The organism is Polaromonas sp. A23 (assembly GCF_002001015.1).
In the GTDB taxonomy this organism is placed as follows: Bacteria; Pseudomonadota; Gammaproteobacteria; order Burkholderiales; family Burkholderiaceae_C; genus Polaromonas.
In genome coordinates this window covers 140,233-163,136 of record NZ_MUNO01000012.1, presented here as the reverse complement: position 1 = coordinate 163,136, position 22,904 = coordinate 140,233, and the positions used below count along the sequence as shown (strand labels likewise).

The window sequence follows — 22,904 nt, the reverse complement described above, 5'->3', positions numbered from 1 at the left end:
CTCTGGCCTCCTGTTAACACGACGAAGCAGTCAATGCGAAATCGACAAACTCAAACTAGGTAAAAACCCTTAAATACTAAAACAAGAGCTCAGAGGAAGCAGGGGCCGGTCGCCCGGACCTCCAGCGTCGCCCATTCAGCGGCCGGGCAGCGGGCGGCAATGGCCAGGGCTTCCTCGCGGGTTGCGCAGTTCACCAGAAAGAAGCCCCCCACCATTTCCTTGGCTTCGGCAAAAGGGCCATCCAGCATCTGCGCTTTGCCGGCGCTGACGCGCAAGCGAGTGGCGCTGTCTTGCGAAGCCAGTGACTCCACCCCCAACAACACGCCTTCGGATTTCAGCTCAGCGGCGAACTGCAGCATGCGCCCGTATACCGCCTCACCTTCGGCCAGGCTGCGGGTGAGGCGTTGACCGACGGGTTCGTGGATGAGCAGCATGTAGGGCATGGTGTTTGAGGTATGTGAACTGCCCCTAGTCTACAAAGAAATCGGGAATGAAATTTTTCGTGCCCGGCGTCACCGAGTACTTTTCCAGATCGGTCACACCGTGCGCGGCCAGCAATTCGTCGTCGATATAGAAATTGCCGGTTTGCATGCCCGTGTTGGTCAGGATCAGGTAGGCCGCATCGGAAAGAATTTCCGGTTTGCGGCACAGCTTCAGGTCCACGCCGGGAATCATCTGCAAGGCGGCGGTGGCAATGGCCGTGCGCGGCCAGAGGCTGTTGACGGCAATGCCGTATTTTTTGAACTCCCCGGAATGTCCCAGTGTGCACATGCTCATGCCGTACTTGGCCATGCTGTAGGCCGTGTGGTTCTCAAACCAGTGCTGCTTCATGCTCAGCGGCGGCGACATGGTCAGCACTTGTGGGTTGCGTCCGGCCTGCGCGGATTTTTTCAGCTCTGCCAGGCAAGCCTGGGTGCACAGGTAGGTGCCGCGTGCATTGATGCCGTTCATCAGGTCATAACGCTTCATCGGCGTGTGCTCGGTGTCGGTCAGGCTGATCGCGCTGGCATTGTTGACCAGGATGTCAATGCCGCCGAAAGTTTCCACTGCTTTGGCCACCGCGGCAGCCACAGCGTCTTCTTCTCGGATGTCCACGGCCAGCGGCAAGGCCTGGCCACCGGCTGCTTTCACAGCCTCTGCAGCGCTGTAAATCGTGCCCGGCAGCTTGGGGTTGGGGTCGGTGGTTTTGGCCAGGATCACGATGTTGGCGCCGTCGGCCGCCGCGCGTGTGGCAATGGCCAGGCCAATGCCGCGCGACGCGCCGGTGATGAAAAGGGTTTTGCCTTTGAGGCCTGAAGCTGAACTCATGACGATTCCTTTACGCTACAAAATTAATAGCTGCTTGCACCCGAGAAATAAGGGGGAGAAGCACTTTTCATTCTCAATTTCCGGGGATGGGCAGTTTTCAGACCTTGCTGAAGTCCGGTTTGCATTTTTACCGAAAGCTTCCGGCCCGCTACGCGGTCCCGTCCTTCGGACGCCGACTTCAGACCTTGCTGAAGTCGGGCCGTCGCTTTTGCATAAACGCCCCAAACGCCTCGCGTGCGGCGGGCTCGCCCAGCATGCGGCCGAAGCTGGCGCCTTCTTCGTCCATTTGCTGCAGCACCATTTGCTGCTGGCCTTTTTTCATCAATCGCTTGGTTTCCACCAGCGAGCTTATCGGCTTGGCGGCTAGCTTGCGCGCCACGGACTGTGCCACGCCATTGGCTTCCATGGGGGGCACCACGCGGTTGACGAGGCCGACTTCCAGTGCCGCTTCGGCCATGAAAGGCTCGCCCAGCAGCAGCGCTTCCGCGGCCCGGTGGTACCCCAGCATCTGCGGCACCAGCAGGCTGGAAGCCGCTTCGGGGCAGAGACCGAGGTTGACAAAAGGCATGGAGAAAGCGGCGTTGTCGCCCGCATAAACCAGGTCACAGTGAAACAGCATGGTCGTGCCCACGCCTACCGCCGGGCCGCACACAGAAGCCAGCAAGGGCTTGGGAAAGGTCGCGATACCGCGCAGGAAGCGAAACACGGGTGAATCCATCCCGGCCGGCGGCTTGTTCAGGAAGTCGCCAATATCGTTGCCTGCACTGAAGATGGTTTCGTGGCCCTGGATCACCACTACGCGCACGGCTGCGTCTGCCTGGGCGGCTTCCAGCGCATCCGCCATCGCGGCATACATGGCCGCGGTGAGGGAGTTTTTCTTGTCCACGCGGTTCAGCGTGATGGTCATCACGCCAGCTTCGGTGTGGGGCAGGATGTCTTTGAATGAATCGCTCATGGGAATTCCTGAAGTATTGTTGTTGACGTTGTTTTGACGTTGGCGATGGTCACGTTCATTCCTTGAAGTAGACAACCTGATGTGAGGTCACGAGCAGGTCTTTAGCTTCGTTCCACAGCTGCGCCGTCTGGTCGAAATAGCCGTTGCGGAAAGCCTGGGCCTGCGTCTGGCCCAGCAGGTAGCCACTGCCCGTTGATTGCAACAGGCTTGCATCGGCATGGTAGTACACCGTCATCGACACGGTGCCGATCGGCACCAGCACCGGCCGGCGGCGCCAGACGCGAGGGAAGAACACATCCGACATGGCCGTGAGCGAGGCAAAGTCCAGCGGCCGCGCTGGATCTTCCCGCAGCCACAAACGGCTGCGGCTCGCTCCCTGGTCGGCACCATGCCATTCTGTGGGAATCGCTCCTTCGGCAAAACGCATTTCATAACGCTTGACCCATTCCACCCGGGTCGGGCCGCCGGCACGGGGTACGTCGGCAGGTGCAGGAACTTCGGGCATGGCATGTTCGTCGGCACCCCAGGTGTCGCGCCGCAAACCAAAAAAGGCTGTGCCGGTCAACACCGTTTCGCCCTGCTGCTTCGTTTCGATCACCCAATGCTGGGTCGACCGGTTGGTGCGCGCCGGCCGCGCCGTCACCGTGAACGGACCGTCGGCCAGCGCTGCCGCAAAGTTGACGGTGAGCGAGATCGGATCGCCCAACCGCTGCGGATGCTGCAGCACAGCGTTCAGCGCCTGCGCAGCGGTAACGCCGCCGAAAGGCCCGACCATGTTGGCGTAGGCGGCGCTGGTATGGCCGAGAAAGCTGCCGTCGGCCTGCGCCTGCAAGGCCACCGCAGCGTCAAAAGGATGGAGACTGCTCATGGCCAAAGTATGCCGCTGCGAAGCAGATCAGACAGTCGTGCCGGCGACGCCGGCTTCCAATGGAACTGGCCGCATGCCTTCAAGAACCTGAACCATGCGCGGCCAGAGATTGTGGCTGAACTGTTCACGGAAAAACCCGAAGTGGCCAATGCGTTTGACGCCGAGATCGGCCGGGGCAATGCGTTCAAAGCTGCGCTGGCTACCGGTGTACAGGTTGATCAGGTTTTGCGTGCCGCGCCAGGTCATCAGCTCATCGTCGGTGATGGACAGCGCCAGCACCGGAAACGTCGCCTGCGCATAAGCCAGGCGTGCACCCTCGCCCTCGGCGCCCACGCTATAGAGCGGATCCAGGCACCACTTGCGCCACTGCAGCATCACGCCTGCCGGCAAGTCGCCCACCTTCTTCAACTTGCGCCCGGGGAAATAGCCGCACAGGCGCGTCGCCAGCGGCACCAGCACGTACCAGAAATACAGGATCAGGCGTCTGAGCTGGGGCGCGTTGTCGCGCCAGTAGCCGCTGCCGGCAGCGATGCTGACGAGGCCGTCCACCTTGCCCTGGTTTTTGAGGAAGCCCGGCAACTGCGCGCCCAGGCTGTGGCCCAGCAGATACAGCGGCGCATCCGGCAAAGCCGCCTTCGCGGCATCAACAACCGCCTCATAGTCGCTCGCCCAGTCAAAAAGATCGGCCTTGAAGCCGCGCAGGCTGCCGTCACGCGTACCCGGCAGGGACTCGCCCGAACCGCGGTAGTCAAACGTAGTGACACGAAAGCCCTGGCCAGAGAGCCACTCGGCAAACGGCGCGTAATAATCCTGGCGCACACCCATCGCCCCGCCAATAACGACGCTGGCACGCGCTGGCATAGCCGGTTCGTAGACCCGCAAAGAGAGTTGTGAAGTACCCGATTCAAGAAGCTGCTGTTGCATGACTGTCTCCTTAAAGAACCACATAAACCACTACCCACGGCGTAGCGAGCGGGATGCAGTGCGAGGCGCGGGCGCCCGAAGAAAACCAGAGCGACCTCCAGGGTCGTGAGGATTTCCTTTGGGCTGCAACGACGCAATGCGCCCGCGCAGTAGCCGTCACACGCGTTCGAAGATGCCGGCGGCGCCCTGCCCCATCCCCACACACATCGTCACCATCCCGTACTTCAACTGGTGCCTGTGCAGCGCATGGATCACGGTCGCCGCGCGGATCGCACCCGTCGCACCCAGCGGATGGCCCAGCGCAATCGCACCGCCCATCGGGTTCACTTTCGCGGCGTTCAGGCCCAGCGTGTTGATGACTGCCAGCGACTGCGCGGCAAAAGCTTCGTTGAGTTCGTACCAGTCGATGTCGTCCTGCCTCAGGCCGGCGTAACGCAGCGCAGCCGGGATCGCCTCGATCGGGCCGATGCCCATGATGTGTGGTGGCACACCCTTGGCGGCGTAGCTGACAAAACGTGCGAGTGGCTTCAGGCCGTGTTCCTTTACCGCTTTTTCGCTGGCCAGTATCAGCGCGCCTGCGCCGTCCGAGGTTTGCGAGCTGTTGCCGGCCGTGACCGAGCCACGCGCGGCAAACACCGTCTTGAGTTTGGCCAGGCCTTCGAGCGATGTATCGGGGCGCGGGCCTTCGTCCAGGCTCACCGTGCGGGTCTTGCTGATGACTTCGCCGCTTTCCAGGTCTGGCGAGCGGTCGGTGACTTCCACCGGGGTGATCTCGGCCGTGAACTCGCCGTCCTTCTGTGCCTTGATGGCCTTCTGGTGCGACTCCACCGCAAACTGATCCTGAGCGTCGCGCGACACCTTCCACTGCTGCGCCACTTTTTCGGCGGTCAGGCCCATGCCATAGGCAATGCCGATGTTCTCGTCATTGGCAAACATGGCGGGCGACAGCGAAGGCGAGTTGCCTGACATCGGCACCATGCTCATGCTTTCGGTGCCGGCGGCAATCATCACGTCGGCCTCGCCGACACGGATGCGGTCGGCCGCCATCTGGATGGCGCTCAGACCAGAAGCACAAAAACGGTTGACCGTGATGCCGCCCACACTGGTCGGCAAGCCGGCCAGCACCGCGCCAATGCGCGCAATGTTCAGGCCTTGCGGGCCTTCCGGAATGGCGCAACCGCAGATGATGTCCTCGATGGTTTTCGGATCCAGCGTGGGCACTTGTGCCAATGCGGCCTGCAAGGCACGCACCAGCAGATCGTCAGGACGGGTATTGCGGAAAAAACCCCTGTGCGAGCGCCCGATAGGCGTGCGCGTGGCGGCAACGATGTAGGCTTCCTGGACTTGTTTGGCCATGATGTCGGTTCCTTTGATTCTTTACTTAACTTTTTCGCGGGCCGGACGGAATCCAGGCCCACACAAATTCGCATTCGACCGGGTTCACGCCGGCCTCGTCTGTCACAGTGACCGCCACGGTCACTTCACCCTTGTCGCTGGCCTGCATGGCGGCGCGTTGCTCGTCGCTCAAGGTGGCCACGGCCCGGAGCGATCCGGTTGCGCGTTTCTTGAACGCCATCTTCAGTTCCTTGGCGAGCGGTGTGCAGTCATCCCGCACATTCATGCCCACCACCATGCCGGTCGCAGTTTCCGCGAGCAGGTTCATCGCCGAAGCATGAATGCCACCAATGTGGTTCTGCACCTTCTTCTCGTTCCTGATACCGATCTCCACAAGGGCCGGCGTCATCTGCAGAAAGTCCAGCCCTGCGGTACCGGTGAAAGGTACGGCGCGGTGCATCACAACCCCGCGAAACCAGGTGCGCGCAAAAGCCGGCAGGTCGGACAGCCGGTCCAGCTGACGTTCAAGGCGGTTGGGGGAATGAGTGGTCATGGAAATTTGATCGTTTGAACGAAGTGACGTGCGTGATTGAGAAAGCGTAGCGAGGAAGCCATCAGGCTAGGCGCGGGCGCCCGGAAGCAACCGGAACGTACTTCTGTACGTGAGGATTGGTTCTGGGCTGCAACGACGCATGATGGCTCCGCAGTAGCTTTATCAATTACGCACCGGTTTGCCCGTGCTCATCATTCCCATAATCCGCTCCTGCGTCTTGGGATGCTCCAGCAATGAACAAAAAGCTTTGCGCTCCAGCGTCATCAAATACTCTTCTGTCACCAGCGAGCCAGCATCTACATCGCCACCGCACACCACGTTGCCGATGAGGCCGGCAATGTGGAAATCGTGCGCGCTGATGAAGCCACCATCGCGCATGTTCACCAATTGGCCCTTGATGGTCGCCAGGCCGCTGCGGCCTGCCACCGGGAACGGCCGCTTATGCGGCGCACGGTAGCCGGAGTTGAACAGGGCGCGTGCTTCATTGAGCGCAACGTACAGGAGCTCATCCTTGTTGGGCACGATCACGTCGCTGTCGAGCAGGTAGCCGATCTTGCGGCTTTCGATCGCGCTGGTACCGACCTTGGCCATGGCCGCGGCAGTGAAGCCCTCGGTCAGGAAAGGCAGGATGTCCCTGTTGGTGGACGTGGCGGCATTCTCGGCAGCGCGGCGTGCGATATAGGTCAGGCCACCGGCGCCGGGCACCAGGCCCACGCCGACTTCGACCAGTCCGATGTAACTTTCCATCGCGACCACACGTTTGGCCGAGTACACCGCCATCTCGCAGCCACCGCCCAGTGCCAGACCGCGAACGGCCGACACCACGGGCACCGACGCATAACGAAGCTTGAGCATCACGTTCTGCAATTCGGCTTCGGCGCCTTCAATGGCCTTGGCACCGCCCATCATGAAGGCTGGCAACATGGCCTGCAGGTCGGCACCTGCGGAGAACATTTCATCGTTCGACCAGATGACCATGCCTTTGTAGCTTTTCTCGGCCAGGTCCACACCCATGGCGAGGCCTTCGGCCACATCAGGGCTGATGGCGTGCATCTTGGTCTTGATACTGGCAATGATGACGTCGCCCTGCTCCCCGTCCAGCGTCCAGAGCCGGATCGCGTCGTCTTCGTGCAGCGTGGTGCCTGCCGTCTGGAATGCAGGGGCGTTGGAGCCCAGCACGTTCTCCGGGAAAAACTGACGCTCGTAGACAGGCAGCTCGCGGCGCGCAATGAATTTGTTGGCGGAAGCGCTCCATGAACCTTCGGCCGTGTGCACACCGCCGGCGGCGACCACCGACCCCTTGAAAACCCAGTCAGGCAGGGGTGCCTTGCTCAGCGTGCGACCGGCATCGATGTCTTCCTTGATCCAGTTGGCCACCTGCAGCCAGCCGGCTTCCTGCCAGAGCTCGAACGGGCCCTGCTTGGCGCCGAAACCCCAGCGCATCGCAAAGTCGATGTCGCGCGCGGTTTCAGCAATGCTGGCCAGATGCACGGCGGCGTAATGGAACTGGTCACGCAGGATGGCCCAGAGGAAACGCGGCTCGGCACCTTCGGCTTCGCGCAGCAGCTTCAAGCGCTCACCGGCTGGCTTCTTGAGCATACGGCCGACCACCTCATTGGCCTTGGCGCCACCGGCGACGTACTCCATGCTTTCCGGGTCCAGGCGCATGATGTCGCGGCCGACCTTCTTGTAAAAGCCCGCGCCGGTTTTCTGTCCCAGGCTTTTGGATTCGAGCAGTTTGGCCAACACCGGGGGCGTGCCGTACATGTCTGAGAACGGATCTTCTACCTTGCCGGGGCCCAGGTTGTCCTGCAGGGTCTTGATCACGTGGGCCATGGTGTCCAGGCCCACCACGTCGGCGGTGCGGAAAGTGCCGGAGCTGGCACGGCCCAGCTTCTTGCCGGTCAGGTCATCGACCACGTCGTAGCTCAGGCCAAAGTTCTCGGCTTCCTTGATGGTGGCCAGCATGCCGGCAATGCCGACGCGGTTGGCAATGAAGTTGGGCGTGTCATGGGCGCGAATCACGCCCTTGCCCAAGCCACTGGTCACAAAAGCTTCCAGGTCGTCCAGCACCTTGGGCTCGGTCGTGGGGGTGTTGATCAGCTCGACCAGCGTCATGTAGCGCGGCGGATTGAAGAAGTGAATGCCGCAAAAGCGTGGCTTGATGGACTCGGGCAACGCTTCGCTCAATTTGGTGATCGACAGGCCCGAGGTGTTGCTGGCCACGATGGCGCCTTCACCAATGAAAGGTGCGATCTTGTGGTACAGGTCGGTCTTCCAGTCCATGCGCTCGGCGATGGCCTCGATAATCAGGTCGCACTCTTTCAGAACATCCATGTGTTCTTCGTAGTTGGCCTGCTGAATCAGTGCCGCGTCTTCCGGCACGCCCAGCGGTGCTGGCTTGAGTTTCTTGAGGCCTTCAATGGCTTTGGTAACGATGCCGTTCTTCGGGCCTTCCTTGGCAGGCAGGTCGAACAACACCACAGGCACCTTGAGGTTGACCAGATGGGCGGCGATTTGCGCGCCCATCACGCCGGCGCCGAGCACCGCTACTTTTTTGACTTGAAAACGTGACATGGTTAAGACCCGGTTGTGGGGGTTGGATTGAAAAATTGAATGACGGCGTTCCAGTAGCGCTCTGGCTCGTCGCGCATGCCGTGGGTGTGGTCGGCATGCTCCAGCACCAGGCGCTGGATGCGCTCGGGCCTGGAAGCGGCCTGCTGCAGGGCATCGCCGAAGTGCACCGGTGTCCAGCGATCGGCCTGGCTGTGGATCAGCAGCAAGTCAACCGGCTGCATCCGCGCAAGATGATGAACCGGCCGCAGATGAAGTTCGCTTTCCGGGTTCACGCGCCGCCCCATCATGAGTACCGCATGGGCAAAGGGATAGGCTTTCCAGAAGTCGGGAAGCGTGGGCGGGCAGCCTTCTGCGACGACTTTGTCAAACGGAAAATCTGCTTCGCTGATGGCGCTCAGCGTGTTGATCGCGCCGAAAGACGCTGTCAGCGCATGCACCGGCAGACCCGGGAAGTTGCTGCGAGCCCATAGGCCCACGGACAACACGTCCCCCGGAAAATCAAAATTGGTGGAGGGGCTTTCGCCGAAACCGTTGAAGTCAAAAGCCACCACGTGAAAGCCCGCGTCCAGCAGCTTTTGCGCATGCCCATGGCGCAGCCAGAAGCCCTTGCAGGCCAGGCCCATGGGGTGGGCACACACCACCACGCCACGCGGAGCGGCGGCTGTGCGGGCCACGATGGCTTCAAGCCGACTGGCACTGCGGCTGGTGATTTGCGTGCGCTCCCAGCCTTCCTGCGGCACGTCCACCGGCCAGCGCCAGGTCTTCATGAAGCGGCCGAAAAACGGCTTCTTGAGCAAGTGGTGCCCATACCAGCGCCCGGCGGCCGGGCCGCTCCCCTGCCCAATGCGCAAGGTCCTCGAGATGGCTTCACCCATGGTTGACTCCTGCTTTGGCGCCGCTCATTGCACGCGCACCCAGGTTTGGGTACGACCGAAAGGGCCGAACGAACCCCTGACTTCAAGCTTTTTACCCCCCTCAATGGGTGTCATGCGCAGCGTGTAGTTGCGGCCATTTTCCGGGTCGAGGATCTTGCCGCCCTCCCAGACTTCCTTGCCTTCGGTTTTCTTTGCACCTCGAATGATTTCCAGGCCCAGGATAGGTTTGTCCTTGCGGTCATCGCTGCAATCGTCGCAGACGTCGTCGGGCTTGATGTCCTTGCCCAAGCGTTTGTCGATCTTCCCGCTGAGGGCACCCGCACTTTCGACGATCCGGATCTCGGCTTTCGCTTCGCCGGTTTTGTCGTCCAGATTGCGCCACAACCCGACAGGCGTCATCTGCGCCAGCGCGGGAAAAGACAGCACTCCCAAAATGATAGCTAGTTGCGCTTTGTACATATGGGCTCCTGGGCTAAAAGATGTGTATAAACGCGATAGCGGGCTCAAGCCAGCGCTGCATCGGTGTCCATCAACACCTTGCTGCCGCTGCGCGCGGTACGCATCAGCGTAGCGGTCTCAGGGAACAGCTTGGCAAAGTAAAAGCGCGCTGTCTGCAGCTTGGCCTGGTAGAAAGGATCGGTATTGCCGGCCGCCACTTCGCGCAGTGCCACCTGCGCCATGCGGGCCCAGAAATAGCCGAACACCAGGTGACCGGCTACACGCAGGTAGTCCACGGCGGCGGCGCCCACCTCGTCGGGATTCTGGAAGCCCTTGAAGCCCAGCTCGGTGGTGAACTTGGTCATCTGGTCGGCCAGGTAGGCCAGGGGGTTGATGAACTCGGCCATCTTCTCGTTGACGCCTTCCTCGGCCACCAGCGCGCCGATGAGCTTGCCGAATTTCTTCAGTGTGGCGCCGTTGTTGCCGAGAATCTTGCGGCCCAGCAGGTCCAGCGACTGGATGGTATTGGTACCTTCGTAGATCATGTTGATGCGGTTGTCGCGCACAAACTGCTCCATGCCCCATTCCTTGATGAAGCCATGGCCGCCGAACACCTGCATGCAGGCGTTGGTGGCGATGTGGCCGTTGTCGGTCAGGAAAGCCTTGACGATAGGCGTCAGCAGCGCCACCACTTCAGCGGAATCCTTGCGGACTTTCTCGTCAGGATGGTTCAACTCTTTGTCGAGCAGCATGGTGCAGTAGATCGCCAGCGCGCGGCCGCCTTCGGCATACGCTTTGGCGGTCAGCAGCATCTTGCGCACGTCGGGGTGCACGATGATCGGGTCGGCCGGCTTGTCCTTGGCCTTGACGCCGGAGAGCGAGCGCATCTGGATGCGGTCCTTGGCGTAGGCCAACGCGTTCTGGTAAGCCACCTCGGTCAGGCCGAGCGACTGGTTGCCGACGCCCAGGCGGGCGGCGTTCATCATCACGAACATGGCGGCCAAACCCTTGTTGGGCGCGCCCACCATGGTGCCAACGGCGTCTTCAAGCACCATCTGGCAGGTTGCGTTGCCGTGAATGCCCATCTTGTGCTCCAGGCCACCGCAATAAATGCCGTTGCGCGAACCGATGCTGCCGTCCTTGCCGATATTGAATTTGGGCACGGCAAACAGGCTGATGCCTTTGCTGCCTTGCGGCGCATCGGGCAGGCGGGCCAGTACCAGGTGCACGATGTTTTCCGTCATGTCGTGTTCGCCGGCGCTGATGAAAATCTTGTTGCCGGTGAGCTTGTAGCTGCCATCAGGCTGCGGTTCGGCCTTGGTGCGCAGCAGGCCGAGGTCCGTGCCGCAGTGCGGCTCTGTCAGGCACATGGTGCCGGTCCATTCGCCGCTGGTGAGTTTAGGCAGATAGAGCTTCTTCTGTTCTTCAGTACCGTGGGCGTGCAGGGCTTCGTAGGCGCCGTGCGACAGGCCCGGATACATGGTCCAGGCCTGGTTGGCAGAATTCAGCATTTCGTAAACGCACTGGTTCACCACAAAAGGCAGGCCCTGGCCACCGTATTCAGGGTCACAGGACAACGCTGCCCAGCCGCCTTCGATGTACTTGGCATAGGCTTCCTTGAAACCCTTGGGCGGTGTCACTTCGTGTGTGGTCTTGTCGAGCTTGCAGCCTTCCTCGTCGCCGCTGATGTTCAGCGGAAAGGTGACTTCGGCCGCAAACTTGCCCGCTTCTTCAAGCACGGCATTGATGGTGTCAGCATCCACTTCGGCGTGTTTAGGCAAAGCCTTGAACTCATCGGTGACCTTGAGCACCTCGTGCATGACGAATTGCATGTCGCGCAGTGGCGGGTTGTATTGAGGCATGGAAAGTCCTTTGATGAAAGGGATTAAGTGGAAGACGAGGAAGAACCCGCCGACGGTTTGGCGGTGATACTCTTTAAAGAAGCAGAAGTGATGGGCTGGGCGGCCGGGACGGCTCCGCCGGCGCCGTAACGCGCCAGGATGCTCTGGAAAGCCTGCAGGGTGCGTTCGATGGAACCCGGCGTCTTGAGAAAACGGGCCTCGTAATGCAACGCAAGAATGAGCCCATGAATTTCAAAGGCGATCTGGCGCTCGTCGGCATCGGCGCGCAGATGGCCGACCTCTTTGGCCAAAACTACTGCACGGTACATGGCCGCCAGCCAGGTCTGCACCGAGGTGGCCAGCGCATCGCGCACCGGGCCGGGCCGGTCGTCGAACTCGACCGCACCACTGATAAAAATACAGCCTGACTGAAGCTCGATGGCAACCCGTTTCATCCAGTTGCCAAAAAGCGCCTGCACACGCGGCAGGCCTTTGGGTTCTTTGAGTGCGGGGTAGAAAACTTCTTCCTCGAAGCGGGAAAAGTATTCGCGGATAACGGAAATCTGGAGTTCTTCCCGCGAGCCGAAGTGGGCAAACACCCCCGACTTGCTCATGCGCATGACTTCGGCCAGGGCGCCTATGCTCAGGCCCTCAAGACCGATCTGGGTGGCCAACCCCAGCGCAGCGTCCACAATGGCGGCTTTGGTCTGCTGGCCCTTTTGCATGCCGGCATGCGCCGCGCGACCGCTTTCGCGCGGTCCGGGGCGGGGGGCTTTGACAGGAAGCTCAGTAACAGACATGGAAAGCCATATAAAAAAAGAACGACCGTTCTATTTTGCAGCATTTCCACACCCCCACGCTGAAGATGGGGATTTCTAGAGAAGTTTTTCTAAGCCAGCCTCGGGTAAACCCTCGAATTGGGGTTTATCGAACCAAAGACCAACACAGACAGCTTACAGCTTGAAAGGCACCACCACCTGGCGCTGCTCGCCCAGGCCTTCAATGCCCAGAGTCATCACGTCGCCTTTTTTCAGATACAGCGGCGGCTTCATGCCCAGGCCAACACCGGGCGGCGTGCCGGTGGTGATCACATCACCCGGCAGCAGGGTCATGAACTGGCTCACGTAGCTGACGATTTTAGCGACGCTGAAAATCATGGTCTTCGTGCTGCCGGTCTGCATGCGCTTCCCGTTCAGGTCAAGCCACATGGCGAGCTTTTGCGGATTGGGCACGTCGTCGCGTGTCACCAGCCAGGGACCGAGCGGACCGAACGTGTCGCAACCCTTGCCCTTGTCCCAGGTGCCGCCGCGCTCGATCTGGAATTCACGTTCGCTGACGTCGTTGATGGTGCAGTAGCCAGCGACAAAACTCAGCGCATCCTTTTGCGACACATAACGTGCACGGGTGCCGATCACCACGCCGAGTTCAACTTCCCAGTCGCTTTTAACCGAGCCCTTGGGCAGCATGACCGGGTCGTTGGGACCCTGAATGCAACTGGTGGCCTTCATGAACACCACCGGCTCGGGAGGAATAGGCAGCCCCGACTCGGCCGCATGGTCGGCGTAGTTCAGGCCGATGGCGATGAACTTGCCCACGCCGGTCAGCGGGCTGCCGAAACGCGGCTTACCCTTGACCAGCGGCAGGGTGGCGGTTTTCAGCCTGCGCAGCTTGGCCAGCGCAGCATCGCCGAGCTGGTCGGGGCCGATGTCGGTGACCACGCCGCTGAGGTCGCGCAGCTTGCCATCCGCATCAATGAGGCCGGGCTTTTCCTTGCCCGGGTTGCCATAACGAACGAGTTTCATGGTTTTCCTTTTTTAGTTACACAAGAACAAATGAGATGGGGGATGGGGCTTCCAGAAATTCGATTATCGGGATGCAGGACAAGACGCCCGGAGCGCAGGAACCGGAATGCACTTGTGTGCATGAGGATTCCGAGCACCGCGCAACGCAGTCATGCGCCCGAGAATCGGATTTATGGATGTCCCCATCAGTAGCTGGAACGTCCACCCGACAGATCAAACACCGCGCCGGTCGAGAAGGAGCATTCTTCAGTGCACAGCCAGCCCACCATCGCGGCCACCTCTTCGGGCGTGCCGAAGCGGGCCATGGGAATTTTCGACAGCATGAAGGCGATGTGTTCGGACGTCATCTGGTCAAAGATGGCGGTTTTCACCGCGGCCGGCGTCACGCAGTTGACGCGCACGCCGGTATCGGCGAGTTCCTTTCCCAGTGATTTGGTGAGCGCAATCACTCCAGCCTTGCTGGCGCTGTAGGCGCTGGCATTCGGGTTGCCTTCCTTGCCGGCTACCGAGGCGATGTTGACGATGCGGCCATAGTTGTTGGCGCGCATATGCGGCACCCATTCGCGGCAGCACATGAACAAGCCGTTGAGATTGACTTCCATCACCTGGCGCCAGTCGTCCACCGGGTAGTCCCAAAGCTTGACGTTGGGCCCGGTGATGCCAGCGCTGTTGACCAGCGCATCGACCTTGGGCGCGTGTTGAAGCGTCGACTGAACCGCCGCGCAAACTGAAGCATGCTGCGACACATCCACCGCCACCGCCCAGGCCCGCGCACCCAGTGCAGCAGCAGCCTTGCCGGCGGCCGCTTCGTCCCGGTCCCACAGGGTGACGCTGCCGCCGGACGCGATCAGACGCTGGGCAATGGCATACCCCAGACCAGTCGCCCCGCCGGTGACCACCGCATGGCGATCACCGAAGTCGAGCTGGTTCATATGGTCATGCCGCCATCAACGTTGTAGTTCTGGCCAGTGACAAAGGCCGACTCGTCGCTGGCCAGGAAGGTCACGACCGGCGCGATTTCATGCGCCTGTGCCAGCCGCCCCATGGGCTGTCGTGCAATGAAATTCCTGCGCGCTTGCGCCGGGTCCTCGAACACATTGATGCGGTCCTGCAGCGAGGGCGTGTCCACGGTGCCGGGGCAGATGCAATTGCAGCGTACGCCCTGCATCACATAGTCGGCCGCCACACTCTTGGTCAGTCCGATCACGGCCGCCTTGGAGGAGCCATACACAAAACGGTTCGGCAACCCCTTGATACTGACGACGCTGGCCATGTTGATGATGCTGCCGCCGCCCTTGCCGCCGTTGTTGGCAAGCATGCGCGGCAGGGCCGCCTGAATGGTCCAGAACTGCGAGCGCACATTGAGGTTGAAAGCGAATTCCCACTCTTCATCAGTCGCCTGCAGGATGGTGCCGGCGTGCACGAAGCCCGCGCAATTGAAAAGCACGTCCAACGCCGGCATGCTGGTTACCAGTTTCTGGATGGCAGCCTTGTCGAGCACGTCGAGCTTGACCGCATGGATGTTGGGCATGCCCGCATAGGTTTCGAGAAGCTTCGCATTCACATCGGTGGCCCAGACCTGCGCGCCTTCCGCCGCCATGGCCAGCGCGCTGGCCTTGCCTATACCCTGCCCGGCAGCGGTGATCAGTGCGGTTTTTCCCTGAAGTCTCATGTCGTTCCTTTGTTGCCTGGTTTGTTTGCTTTTTGCTTGGGGCCGAGGGTCTAGGGTTTAGCCGGATGCCCGGCAAGCTGGAATCATGGGATTATTAATTGGTCTGACCACTTGTCCAATTCTGACTAACCCTTAATACCCCGCCCCGCTCTTTTTTCATGCCGCTGCAAACCGTCGAACCACAACGCCTGTACCGCCAGATTGCCGAGCAGCTGCGCTCGCTGATCAGCAAGGGGGAGTTTGCCCCGGGCACACGCCTGCCGTCCGAGCGCGACCTGGCCAATCAGCTGGGCGTGAGCCGCCCTTCGGTGCGCGAAGCGCTGATTGCCATGGAAGTCGAAGGCTGGGTGGAAGTGCGCACCGGCTCCGGTGTTTATGTGCTGGACCGCTCCAAGCGAACAGAACGAAACAAGGGCCCACAGCTAAATTCCACCGAATGGGGTCCGCTGGAGCTGATCCGCGCACGCCGCGTGGTGGAAGGCGAAATTGCTTCCATGGCCGCAGAGCAGGCCAAACGCAAGGACACGGACGCCATGCGCGCCGCCATCGACGCCATGATCAGCGATGCCAACCGGGGCGTGCTGCCGCTGGAGGGCGACCGCGCCTTTCACACCGCCATTGTCGAGTCCTGCGGCAACGTGGTGCTGATCGAAACCGTCCAGAGTTTCTGGGATTCGCGCCGCGGCCCGCTGTTCACGCGGCTGGGGGGTTATTTCGAAACCATGAAGTCCTGGCAGTCGGCAATTTCCGAACACGAAGCCATTTTTGCCGCGATCTGTGCGCACGACAGTGCCGCCGCGCGCACAGCAATGCATGCCCATATGGACAAATCCCATGCCCGATTCAGTGCGAGCTGGCGCCGCGCTAAAACGACGAGTTGATTTCCGCCAGCGTTTTTACATTCCTGCTTTCCCATTCTTTCAACCGAGGAGACAACATGACCAAACGATTCACTCTAAAAACAATAGCATGCTGCGCAATCATGGCGGGGGCTATAGGCACATTTGGCATGGCCAATGCCCAGACCAAGCTCAAATGGGCACACGTGTATGAAACGTCGGAGCCGTACCACAAGTGGTCGGTCTGGGCGGCCGACGAGTTCAAGAAGCGCACCAACGGCAAGTATGAAATTCAGGTCTTTCCAGCTTCCAGCCTGGGCAAGGAAAGCGAAATCAACCAGGGCCTGCAGCTGGGCACGGTGGACATCATCCTCACGGGTGCGTCCTTTGCCTCCAACTCCTACCCTCGCCTGGCAGTGAGTTACTACCCCTTCACCTTTCGCGATGCCGACCATGTGATTGCCTACGGCAAGAGCGATGTTTTCAAGGAGCTGACCGAGGGTTACAAAAAGGCCACAGGCAATACCGTCACTGCCCTGACCTACTACGGCGCGCGCCATGCCACCAGCAACAAGCTGTTCAAGAACTGCGACGAGATGAAGGGCATCAAGATGCGTGTGCCTGATTCTCCCGCCTACACCGCTCTGCCGCGCGCCTGCGGCGCCAATCCGACGCCGATTGCCTTCGCCGAGGTCTACCTGGCACTGCAGAACGGCACCGTCGACGCGCAGGAAAATCCGCTGCCGACCATCGAGGCCAAGAAGTTTTACGAAGTGCAGAAGAACATCATCCTGACCGGCCACATCTCCGACGCGTTGCTCACGGTGGTGGCGCCAAGCCTGATGGGCAAGCTGACACCGGCCGAGCAGAAGATCCTGTCGGACGTGACGCAGGAAGCCGCGGTAAACGCCACCAACGACATCCGCAAGCGTGAAGGTGAACTGGTGGAAGAGTTCAAGAAAAAGGGCAACAACGTGGTGACAGTTGACCGCGCCGATTTCCAGCAGCGCGTTCTGAAGGCGATCACCTTTGAATCCATGAAGCTCGACAAGAAGGACTGGGACCGCATCATAAGTATCAAGTAAGCCCCGAAGCGGCTCACTGACGTGCGCCGCCTCCCCCCAAGGGGGGCGACACCAGCGGTCCGGCAAAACCGGTTCCGCGGTGTTCCTTGATTTCAACTCGAAGGACATCCAATGACCCCGTCAATTGACGACATGGCCCCCGTGATGGGGGCGGACGGAGAGTTTCACGCGCAGGACGAAGCGGTGGATCTCTCCGGCACCAACCTCGAAGCCTGGGTTGCCCTGGGTTTTTTCTGGATCTTGGGTCTGACGGTCTTCTACCAGTTCTTCACCCGCTACGTGCTAAACGATTCCGCGGCCTGGACTGAAGAGATCGCCCGTTACCTGCTGATCGCCGTGGTATTCACCGGCGCCACCATCGGGGTGGTGAAGAACAACCACATCCAGGTGGATTTCTTCTACAAGTTCATGCCCCAGCCAGTGGCGCGCACCATGGCCACAGTGGTCGATGTGCTGCGCATCGGCTTCTTTGCCACCGCCACCGTCCTCACCGTGATGATGATGATCAAGCTGGGCAGCAATTCGCGCATGACCATGGTCGACCTGCCGATGAACTGGGTTTACGGGGTCTGCATGCTGGGCTTCGCGGCCATGGCCTTCCGCTCGGTGCAGGTCGCCCTCTTCCACCACAAGCGCGGTTATACGGTGCTGGAGCGCCCCGAATCCTCCATGGACGACAAATAAGAAGACCCATGCTGAAAATCATTTTTCTCCTTCTCATGAGCGGCGGCATCCCGGTGGCGATCGCCATGGCCGGCTCGTCCCTGATCTACATCTGGTGGACTGGAAATCTGCCGGCCTTCGTGGTAATCCACCGGATGGTCAGCGGCATCGACAGCTTTCCGCTCCTTGCCGTGCCCTTCTTCATCCTGGCCGGCAACCTGATGAACAACGCCGGCATCACCAACCGCATCTACAACTACGCCCTGGCGCTGGTGGGCTGGCTCAAGGGCGGCCTGGGCCATGTCAACGTGGTCGGCTCGGTGGTGTTCGCCGGCATGAGCGGCACGGCGATTGCCGATGCGGCCGGCCTGGGCACGATCGAGATCAAGGCCATGACCGACCATGGCTACAGCAAGGAGTTCGCCGTGGGGGTGACCGCGGCCTCGGCGACGCTGGGGCCCATCATCCCGCCTTCGCTGCCTTTCGTGATCTACGGAATGATGGCCAATGTGAGTGTTGGCGCGCTGTTCCTGGCGGGCATCCTGCCGGGCGTGCTGATGGCCGGCCTGATGATGCTCACCGTGGCCTACTTCGCCCACAAGAACAACTGGGGTGCAGATATCAAGTTCGAGTGGCCCCGGGTGATCAAGGCGCTGGCTGAAACGCTGGTGGTTATCGGCTGGCCATTCGTGCTGTGGGTCCTGATCGTCAAGTTCGGCTTCCCGGCGCAGATCACGGTGTTCGCCGGCCTGCTGGTGCTGTTCGCCGCCGACAAGTTCTTCAACTTCCAGGCGGTGCTGCCCATCATGACACCGGTGCTGCTGATCGGCGGCATGACCACCGGCATTTTCACGCCCACCGAGGGCGCGATCGCCGCGTGCATCTGGGCCATGGTGCTGGGCCTGGCCTGGTACCGCACGCTCAACTGGAAGATGTTCGTCAAGGTCTGCCTGGACACGGTGGAGACCACGGCCACGGTGATGTTCATCGTGGCGGCGGCCAGCATCTTCGGCTGGATGCTCACGGCCACAGGCGTCACGGCAGCGATCTCTCAGTGGGTGCTGGGTTTCACCAAGGAAGCCTGGGTCTTCCTGCTGCTGGCCAACCTGCTGATGCTGTTCGTCGGCTGCTTCCTGGAGCCCACCGCCGCGATCACGATATTGGTGCCCATCCTGATGCCCATCGTGATGCAGCTGGGCATAGACCCGGTGCACTTCGGCCTGGTGATGGTTCTGAACCTGATGATCGGCTTGCTGCACCCGCCCATGGGCATGGTGTTGTTTGTGCTGGCGCGGGTGGCCAAACTCTCGGTCGAGCGCACCACCATCGCCATCCTGCCCTGGCTGGTACCGCTGCTGGGCTCGCTGGCGGTCATCACTTACTTCCCCAAGCTGGTGCTGTGGCTGCCGAAAATGTTTTACTAAAAATGACCCCACCCCCGAAACGCCTTCGGCGTCTCCCCCTCGAGGAGGCGCCATTAGTGGCCTGTAACGCTGAAACCGGAAGTCGCTGCCCACGCGATACGTGGCACGCTGCGGTGTTGCAAATGCGCGCGATGCCTGGGGCATCGCTGTGCTTTGCGCCTTGCATCGCACCCCGTCTCACGCGTTCCTCGCCTCCCATTTCAACGTTACAGGCCACTAGCGGCCCGGCAAAGCCGGTTCCGCGGTGGCCGCTGATGAAAACACAGAGAGCCAAACCATGACACCGTTTATTCGCCTTCACCCCGCCGATGACGTGCTGATTGCCCGCCAGCAATTGCTGAGCGGCGTCAGCGTCGAAGGCATCCCGGTCAAGGGCCTGATCCCGGCCGGCCACAAAATCGCCACCCACCCCATCGCACCGGGCGATCCGGTGCGCCGTTACAACCAGATCATCGGTTTTGCCAGCAAGGCCATCGCGCCCGGCGAACATGTACACACGCACAACCTCGATATGGGCCCCGACAAAGGCGACTTTGCGCGCGACTATGCCTTCGGCGCCGATGTCAAACCGGCACCGGCCAAACGCGAAGCGACATTCATGGGCATCAAGCGGGCCGATGGCCGCGTGGCCACACGCAACTACATTGGCATTCTCTCCAGCGTCAACTGCTCGGCCACCGCAGCGCGCGCCATTGCCGATCATTTTTCAAGGCAGAACAATCCCTCGGCATTGAAGGACTTTCCCAATGTGGACGGCGTGGTGGCGCTCACACATGGCACGGGCTGCGGCATGGACAGCGACGGCCTGGGCCTGCAGATTTTGCAGCGCACCCTGACGGGCTACGCCACCCACCCCAACTTTGCCGGCGTGCTGGTGGTGGGCCTGGGTTGCGAGTCCAATCAGATCAACGCCTGGCTCGCCCACGGCAGCCTGCGCGAGGGTGAAACGCTGCGTGTCTTCAGCATTCAGGACACCGGCGGCACGGCCAAGACCGTGGCCAAGGGCATTGCCATGATCAAGGAGATGCTGCCCCAAGCCAACGCTGTCAAACGCGAACCGTGCAGCGCGGCTCACATCACCATCGGCCTGCAATGCGGCGGCTCCGACGGCTACTCGGGCATCAGCGCCAACCCGGCGCTGGGCGCGGCGGTGGATCTGCTGGTGGCGCACGGAGGTACTGCCATCCTCAGCGAAACCCCTGAAATCTATGGCGCCGAGCATCTGCTGACACGCCGCGCCGTGCGCCCTGACATCGCCGAAAAACTGATCTCGCGCATCAAGTGGTGGGAGCACTACACCGAGATCAACGAAGGCGAAATGAACAACAATCCGTCGCCCGGCAACAAGGCAGGCGGCCTGACAACGATTCTCGAGAAATCACTGGGTGCCGTTGCCAAGGGCGGCACTTCGAACCTGGAAGCCGTCTACGAATATGCGGAGCCGGTCGATGCACACGGCTTTGTTTACATGGACACGCCGGGTTACGACCCGGTCAGCGCCACCGGCCAGGTCGCAGGCGGTGCCAACCTGATTTGCTTCACCACCGGCCGCGGCTCGGCCTACGGCTGCGCACCCTCGCCTTCGCTCAAGCTCGCAACCAACTCGGCCTTATGGCAGCGCCAGGAAGAAGACATGGACATCAACTGCGGCGAGATCATCGACGGTGGCGTCTCAGTGCAGGAAATGGGTCAGCGGATCTTCGAGATGGTGCTGGCCACCGCCTCGGGTGCGCAGAGCAAAAGCGAGAAACACGGTTACGGGCAAAACGAGTTTGTGCCTTGGCAAGTGGGCGCGGTGATGTAGCTTGGCCAAGCCCGTCATGACGGGAGGGATCCCGGACAAAACCCGAGACCCTACGTACAACTTGAACGCTTTTATATGCAAAAAACACTCCAAGCCCCCGTACTTCAAGCGCAAGTAGCTACTGTTTTAATAGCAAGCGGCAGCTCTCCCGAAGAAGCGAACGCGGTCGCCGCCAACCTGGTGCTGGCCAACCTGAGCGGTCATGATTCGCATGGCGTGGGCATGCTGCCGCGTTATGTCGACGCGGTGCTCGAAGGCGGCCTGAAGCCCAACAACAGCGCCAAGATCGTGCTCGACACCGGCTCACTGCTCACGTTGGACGGCCAACGCGGCTACGGCCAGATCGTCGGTGCGCAAGCCATGGCGCTGGGCATGGAACGCGCCAAAACGCATGGCAGCTGCATCATGACCCTGGCCAACGCGCACCACCTCGGTCGCATCGGGCACTTTGCGGAAATGGCAGTCGCCCGGGGGCTGGTCTCGCTGCACTTCGTCAATGTGCTTTCCCGGCCCGTGGTAGCACCTTTCGGCGGCGCTGACGGCCGCTATGGGACCAACCCGTGCTGCATAGGTGTACCCCTCGCAGGACGCGATCCCTTTGTTTTGGACTTTGCCACCAGCCGCGTGGCGCAGGGCAAGATGCGCGTCGCGCACAACGAAGGCCGGCGCGTGGAACCTGGCACCTTGATTGACGAGCAAGGCCGGCCGACCACCGACCCCGGCGTGGTGGTGGTGCCGCAGGGCAATGGCTTGTTTGGCGCGCTGCTGGCCTTTGGCGAACACAAGGGCTACGGCATGGCGGTGGCGTGCGAACTACTGGGAGGCGCTCTGACAGGCAGTGGCACCTGGCACAAACCAACAGACCCGGCCGTGCGGGCCGTTGTCAACGGCATGCTGACCATCCTGATTGACCCAGCCAAACTCGGCACCCAGGCCGCGTTTGAAGAGGAAGCGCTGGCTTTTGTGGACTGGCTTCAGGCCGGCCCGGTGGCACCGGGCTATGACGCGGTGAAAATCGCCGGTGATCCGGAGCGCGCTTACCGGACGCAGCGGCAAAGCGAAGGCATCACGGTCGATGCCCAAACCTGGCAGGAAATTGTGTCGGCGGGAGCCAAGGTAGGCGTAACCTTGGCATAAATTCGGCCTCTAGCCCTTTAGATTCGGGCGCAGATAGCTCACTTATTGATAGCTAACGGGTCAGCCCAGCAGCATCGCCAGGCTGGCGTCCAGGTGTTCGGACGGAAGGCGCTTGAAGCCGGAGCGCGAGAAGCGCTGCAAGCGGCCCATCATGAAAGCCACGATGACCGAGGCCTGGACCTGCGCCTGCACTGTGGGTGCGGCGGCACCATCAGAATTTGCGCCTTCGCGCAGGTTCTGCTTGAGGCTGGACTCGAGCTTGTCGAAGAACTGGTTCATGCGCTCCTGCAGGCGCTCGTTTTCGAACACCAGCGCGTCGCCGGCCATCACTCGGGTCATGCCAGGGTTTTTCTCGGCAAACTGCAGCAGCATGACGACCAGCCTGCGGGTGCGCTGGGCCGGGTCGGTCTCGCGCTCGGCAATCTGATTGACCAGGGTGAACACGGTCTGCTCGATGAATTCGATCAGGCCCTCGAACATTTGCGCCTTGCTGGCGAAGTGGCGGTACAACGCCGCCTCGCTGACGTCAAGCCGGGCCGCCAGGGCCGACGTGGTGATGCGCTCCGAGCCGGGCTGCTCCAGCATGGTTGCCAGGGCCTGCAGGATCTGCACACGGCGTTCGCCCGGCTTGGGACGCTTGCGCGGTGCGGCCGGCGTGGAGAGCTCTGGGCTCACATCAGACTCAAACTCGGACATAGGCGGGCGGTGCTTTGTTGTAAGAGATGTTTCAAAAACCAGGGCTTCACTGGGATTCTCGCACAGCCCACATAGGCTTTCGGCAAGCTCCGGCCGGGGCAAACCCGG

22 protein-coding genes are annotated in these 22,904 nt (G+C 61.2%); 6 read left to right on the top strand and 16 right to left on the bottom strand.

Annotated features, from left to right (window positions below):
- Positions 1 to 89: 89 nt before the first annotated feature.
- The 15 genes from B0B52_RS06235 to B0B52_RS06165 all read right to left on the bottom strand — a co-directional run bounded on the left by B0B52_RS06235 (position 90) and on the right by B0B52_RS06165 (position 15,148).
- Positions 90 to 443, bottom strand: a complete 354-nt coding sequence (locus tag B0B52_RS06235) for a YciI family protein (protein WP_077592751.1) — start codon at positions 441 to 443, stop codon at positions 90 to 92.
- A gap of 25 nt (positions 444 to 468) precedes the next feature.
- Positions 469 to 1,308, bottom strand: a complete 840-nt coding sequence (locus tag B0B52_RS06230) for an NAD(P)-dependent oxidoreductase (protein WP_077592750.1) — start codon at positions 1,306 to 1,308, stop codon at positions 469 to 471.
- Positions 1,309 to 1,486: 178 nt separating this feature from the next.
- Positions 1,487 to 2,263 (bottom strand): enoyl-CoA hydratase, encoded by a 777-nt coding sequence (locus tag B0B52_RS06225; RefSeq protein ID WP_077592749.1) that lies wholly within the window; start codon positions 2,261 to 2,263, stop codon positions 1,487 to 1,489.
- A gap of 55 nt (positions 2,264 to 2,318) precedes the next feature.
- Positions 2,319 to 3,131 (bottom strand): acyl-CoA thioesterase II, encoded by an 813-nt coding sequence (locus tag B0B52_RS06220; protein WP_077592748.1) that lies wholly within the window; start codon positions 3,129 to 3,131, stop codon positions 2,319 to 2,321.
- A 27-nt stretch (positions 3,132 to 3,158) separates the two neighbouring features.
- Positions 3,159 to 4,055: an alpha/beta fold hydrolase gene (locus tag B0B52_RS06215; RefSeq protein WP_077592747.1), complete on the bottom strand. Its 897-nt coding sequence runs from the start codon at positions 4,053 to 4,055 to the stop codon at positions 3,159 to 3,161.
- Positions 4,056 to 4,211: 156 nt separating this feature from the next.
- Positions 4,212 to 5,411, bottom strand: a complete 1,200-nt coding sequence (locus B0B52_RS06210) for an acetyl-CoA C-acyltransferase (protein WP_077592746.1) — start codon at positions 5,409 to 5,411, stop codon at positions 4,212 to 4,214.
- 25 nt (positions 5,412 to 5,436) lie between these two features.
- Positions 5,437 to 5,943 (bottom strand): DUF4442 domain-containing protein, encoded by a 507-nt coding sequence (locus B0B52_RS06205; protein WP_077592745.1) that lies wholly within the window; start codon positions 5,941 to 5,943, stop codon positions 5,437 to 5,439.
- Between the two features lie 162 nt (positions 5,944 to 6,105).
- Entirely contained in the window at positions 6,106 to 8,520 is a 2,415-nt protein-coding gene (locus B0B52_RS06200; protein WP_077592744.1) for a 3-hydroxyacyl-CoA dehydrogenase/enoyl-CoA hydratase family protein, read from the bottom strand.
- 2 nt (positions 8,521 to 8,522) lie between these two features.
- Positions 8,523 to 9,395: an alpha/beta hydrolase gene (locus B0B52_RS06195; RefSeq protein ID WP_077592743.1), complete on the bottom strand. Its 873-nt coding sequence runs from the start codon at positions 9,393 to 9,395 to the stop codon at positions 8,523 to 8,525.
- Positions 9,396 to 9,419: 24 nt separating this feature from the next.
- A complete protein-coding gene (locus B0B52_RS06190) occupies positions 9,420 to 9,854 on the bottom strand; it encodes a DUF2147 domain-containing protein (protein WP_077592742.1) in 435 nt (144 codons plus the stop codon).
- 44 nt (positions 9,855 to 9,898) lie between these two features.
- On the bottom strand, positions 9,899 to 11,695 hold the full coding sequence (locus tag B0B52_RS06185; RefSeq protein WP_077592741.1) for an acyl-CoA dehydrogenase C-terminal domain-containing protein: 1,797 nt from the start codon (positions 11,693 to 11,695) through the stop codon (positions 9,899 to 9,901).
- Positions 11,696 to 11,718: 23 nt separating this feature from the next.
- A complete protein-coding gene (locus B0B52_RS06180; RefSeq protein WP_077592740.1) occupies positions 11,719 to 12,474 on the bottom strand; it encodes a TetR/AcrR family transcriptional regulator in 756 nt (251 codons plus the stop codon).
- 153 nt (positions 12,475 to 12,627) lie between these two features.
- Complete coding sequence (locus tag B0B52_RS06175; protein ID WP_077592739.1) at positions 12,628 to 13,476, bottom strand: fumarylacetoacetate hydrolase family protein; 849 nt, start codon at positions 13,474 to 13,476, stop codon at positions 12,628 to 12,630.
- Between the two features lie 185 nt (positions 13,477 to 13,661).
- Entirely contained in the window at positions 13,662 to 14,408 is a 747-nt protein-coding gene (locus B0B52_RS06170) for an SDR family NAD(P)-dependent oxidoreductase (protein ID WP_077592738.1), read from the bottom strand.
- On the bottom strand, positions 14,405 to 15,148 hold the full coding sequence (locus B0B52_RS06165; protein WP_077592737.1) for an SDR family oxidoreductase: 744 nt from the start codon (positions 15,146 to 15,148) through the stop codon (positions 14,405 to 14,407). Before B0B52_RS06165 ends, B0B52_RS06170 begins: the two co-directional genes overlap by 4 nt.
- 158 nt (positions 15,149 to 15,306) lie before the next feature.
- On the opposite strand from B0B52_RS06165, the gene B0B52_RS06160 reads away from it, so the two are divergent.
- From B0B52_RS06160 to B0B52_RS06135, 6 genes are all read left to right on the top strand, one after another.
- The gene (locus B0B52_RS06160; protein WP_077592736.1) at positions 15,307 to 16,029 is read left to right on the top strand and encodes a FadR/GntR family transcriptional regulator; all 723 of its coding nucleotides are present in this window, start codon (positions 15,307 to 15,309) and stop codon (positions 16,027 to 16,029) included.
- A 56-nt stretch (positions 16,030 to 16,085) separates the two neighbouring features.
- Positions 16,086 to 17,072: a sialic acid TRAP transporter substrate-binding protein SiaP gene (locus B0B52_RS06155; protein ID WP_077592735.1), complete on the top strand. Its 987-nt coding sequence runs from the start codon at positions 16,086 to 16,088 to the stop codon at positions 17,070 to 17,072.
- 111 nt (positions 17,073 to 17,183) lie between these two features.
- A complete protein-coding gene (locus B0B52_RS06150; RefSeq protein WP_077592734.1) occupies positions 17,184 to 17,756 on the top strand; it encodes a TRAP transporter small permease in 573 nt (190 codons plus the stop codon).
- Between the two features lie 8 nt (positions 17,757 to 17,764).
- On the top strand, positions 17,765 to 19,159 hold the full coding sequence (locus B0B52_RS06145) for a TRAP transporter large permease (RefSeq protein WP_077592733.1): 1,395 nt from the start codon (positions 17,765 to 17,767) through the stop codon (positions 19,157 to 19,159).
- A gap of 277 nt (positions 19,160 to 19,436) precedes the next feature.
- A complete protein-coding gene (locus B0B52_RS06140) occupies positions 19,437 to 20,963 on the top strand; it encodes a UxaA family hydrolase (protein WP_077592732.1) in 1,527 nt (508 codons plus the stop codon).
- A gap of 75 nt (positions 20,964 to 21,038) precedes the next feature.
- Entirely contained in the window at positions 21,039 to 22,100 is a 1,062-nt protein-coding gene (locus B0B52_RS06135; protein WP_077592731.1) for a malate/lactate/ureidoglycolate dehydrogenase, read from the top strand.
- A gap of 60 nt (positions 22,101 to 22,160) precedes the next feature.
- Here B0B52_RS06135 and slmA read toward each other — a convergent pair whose 3' ends face one another.
- Positions 22,161 to 22,796, bottom strand: coding sequence for a nucleoid occlusion factor SlmA (gene slmA / locus B0B52_RS06130; protein WP_077592730.1), 636 nt, complete (start codon positions 22,794 to 22,796; stop codon positions 22,161 to 22,163).
- Positions 22,797 to 22,904 lie beyond the last annotated feature (108 nt).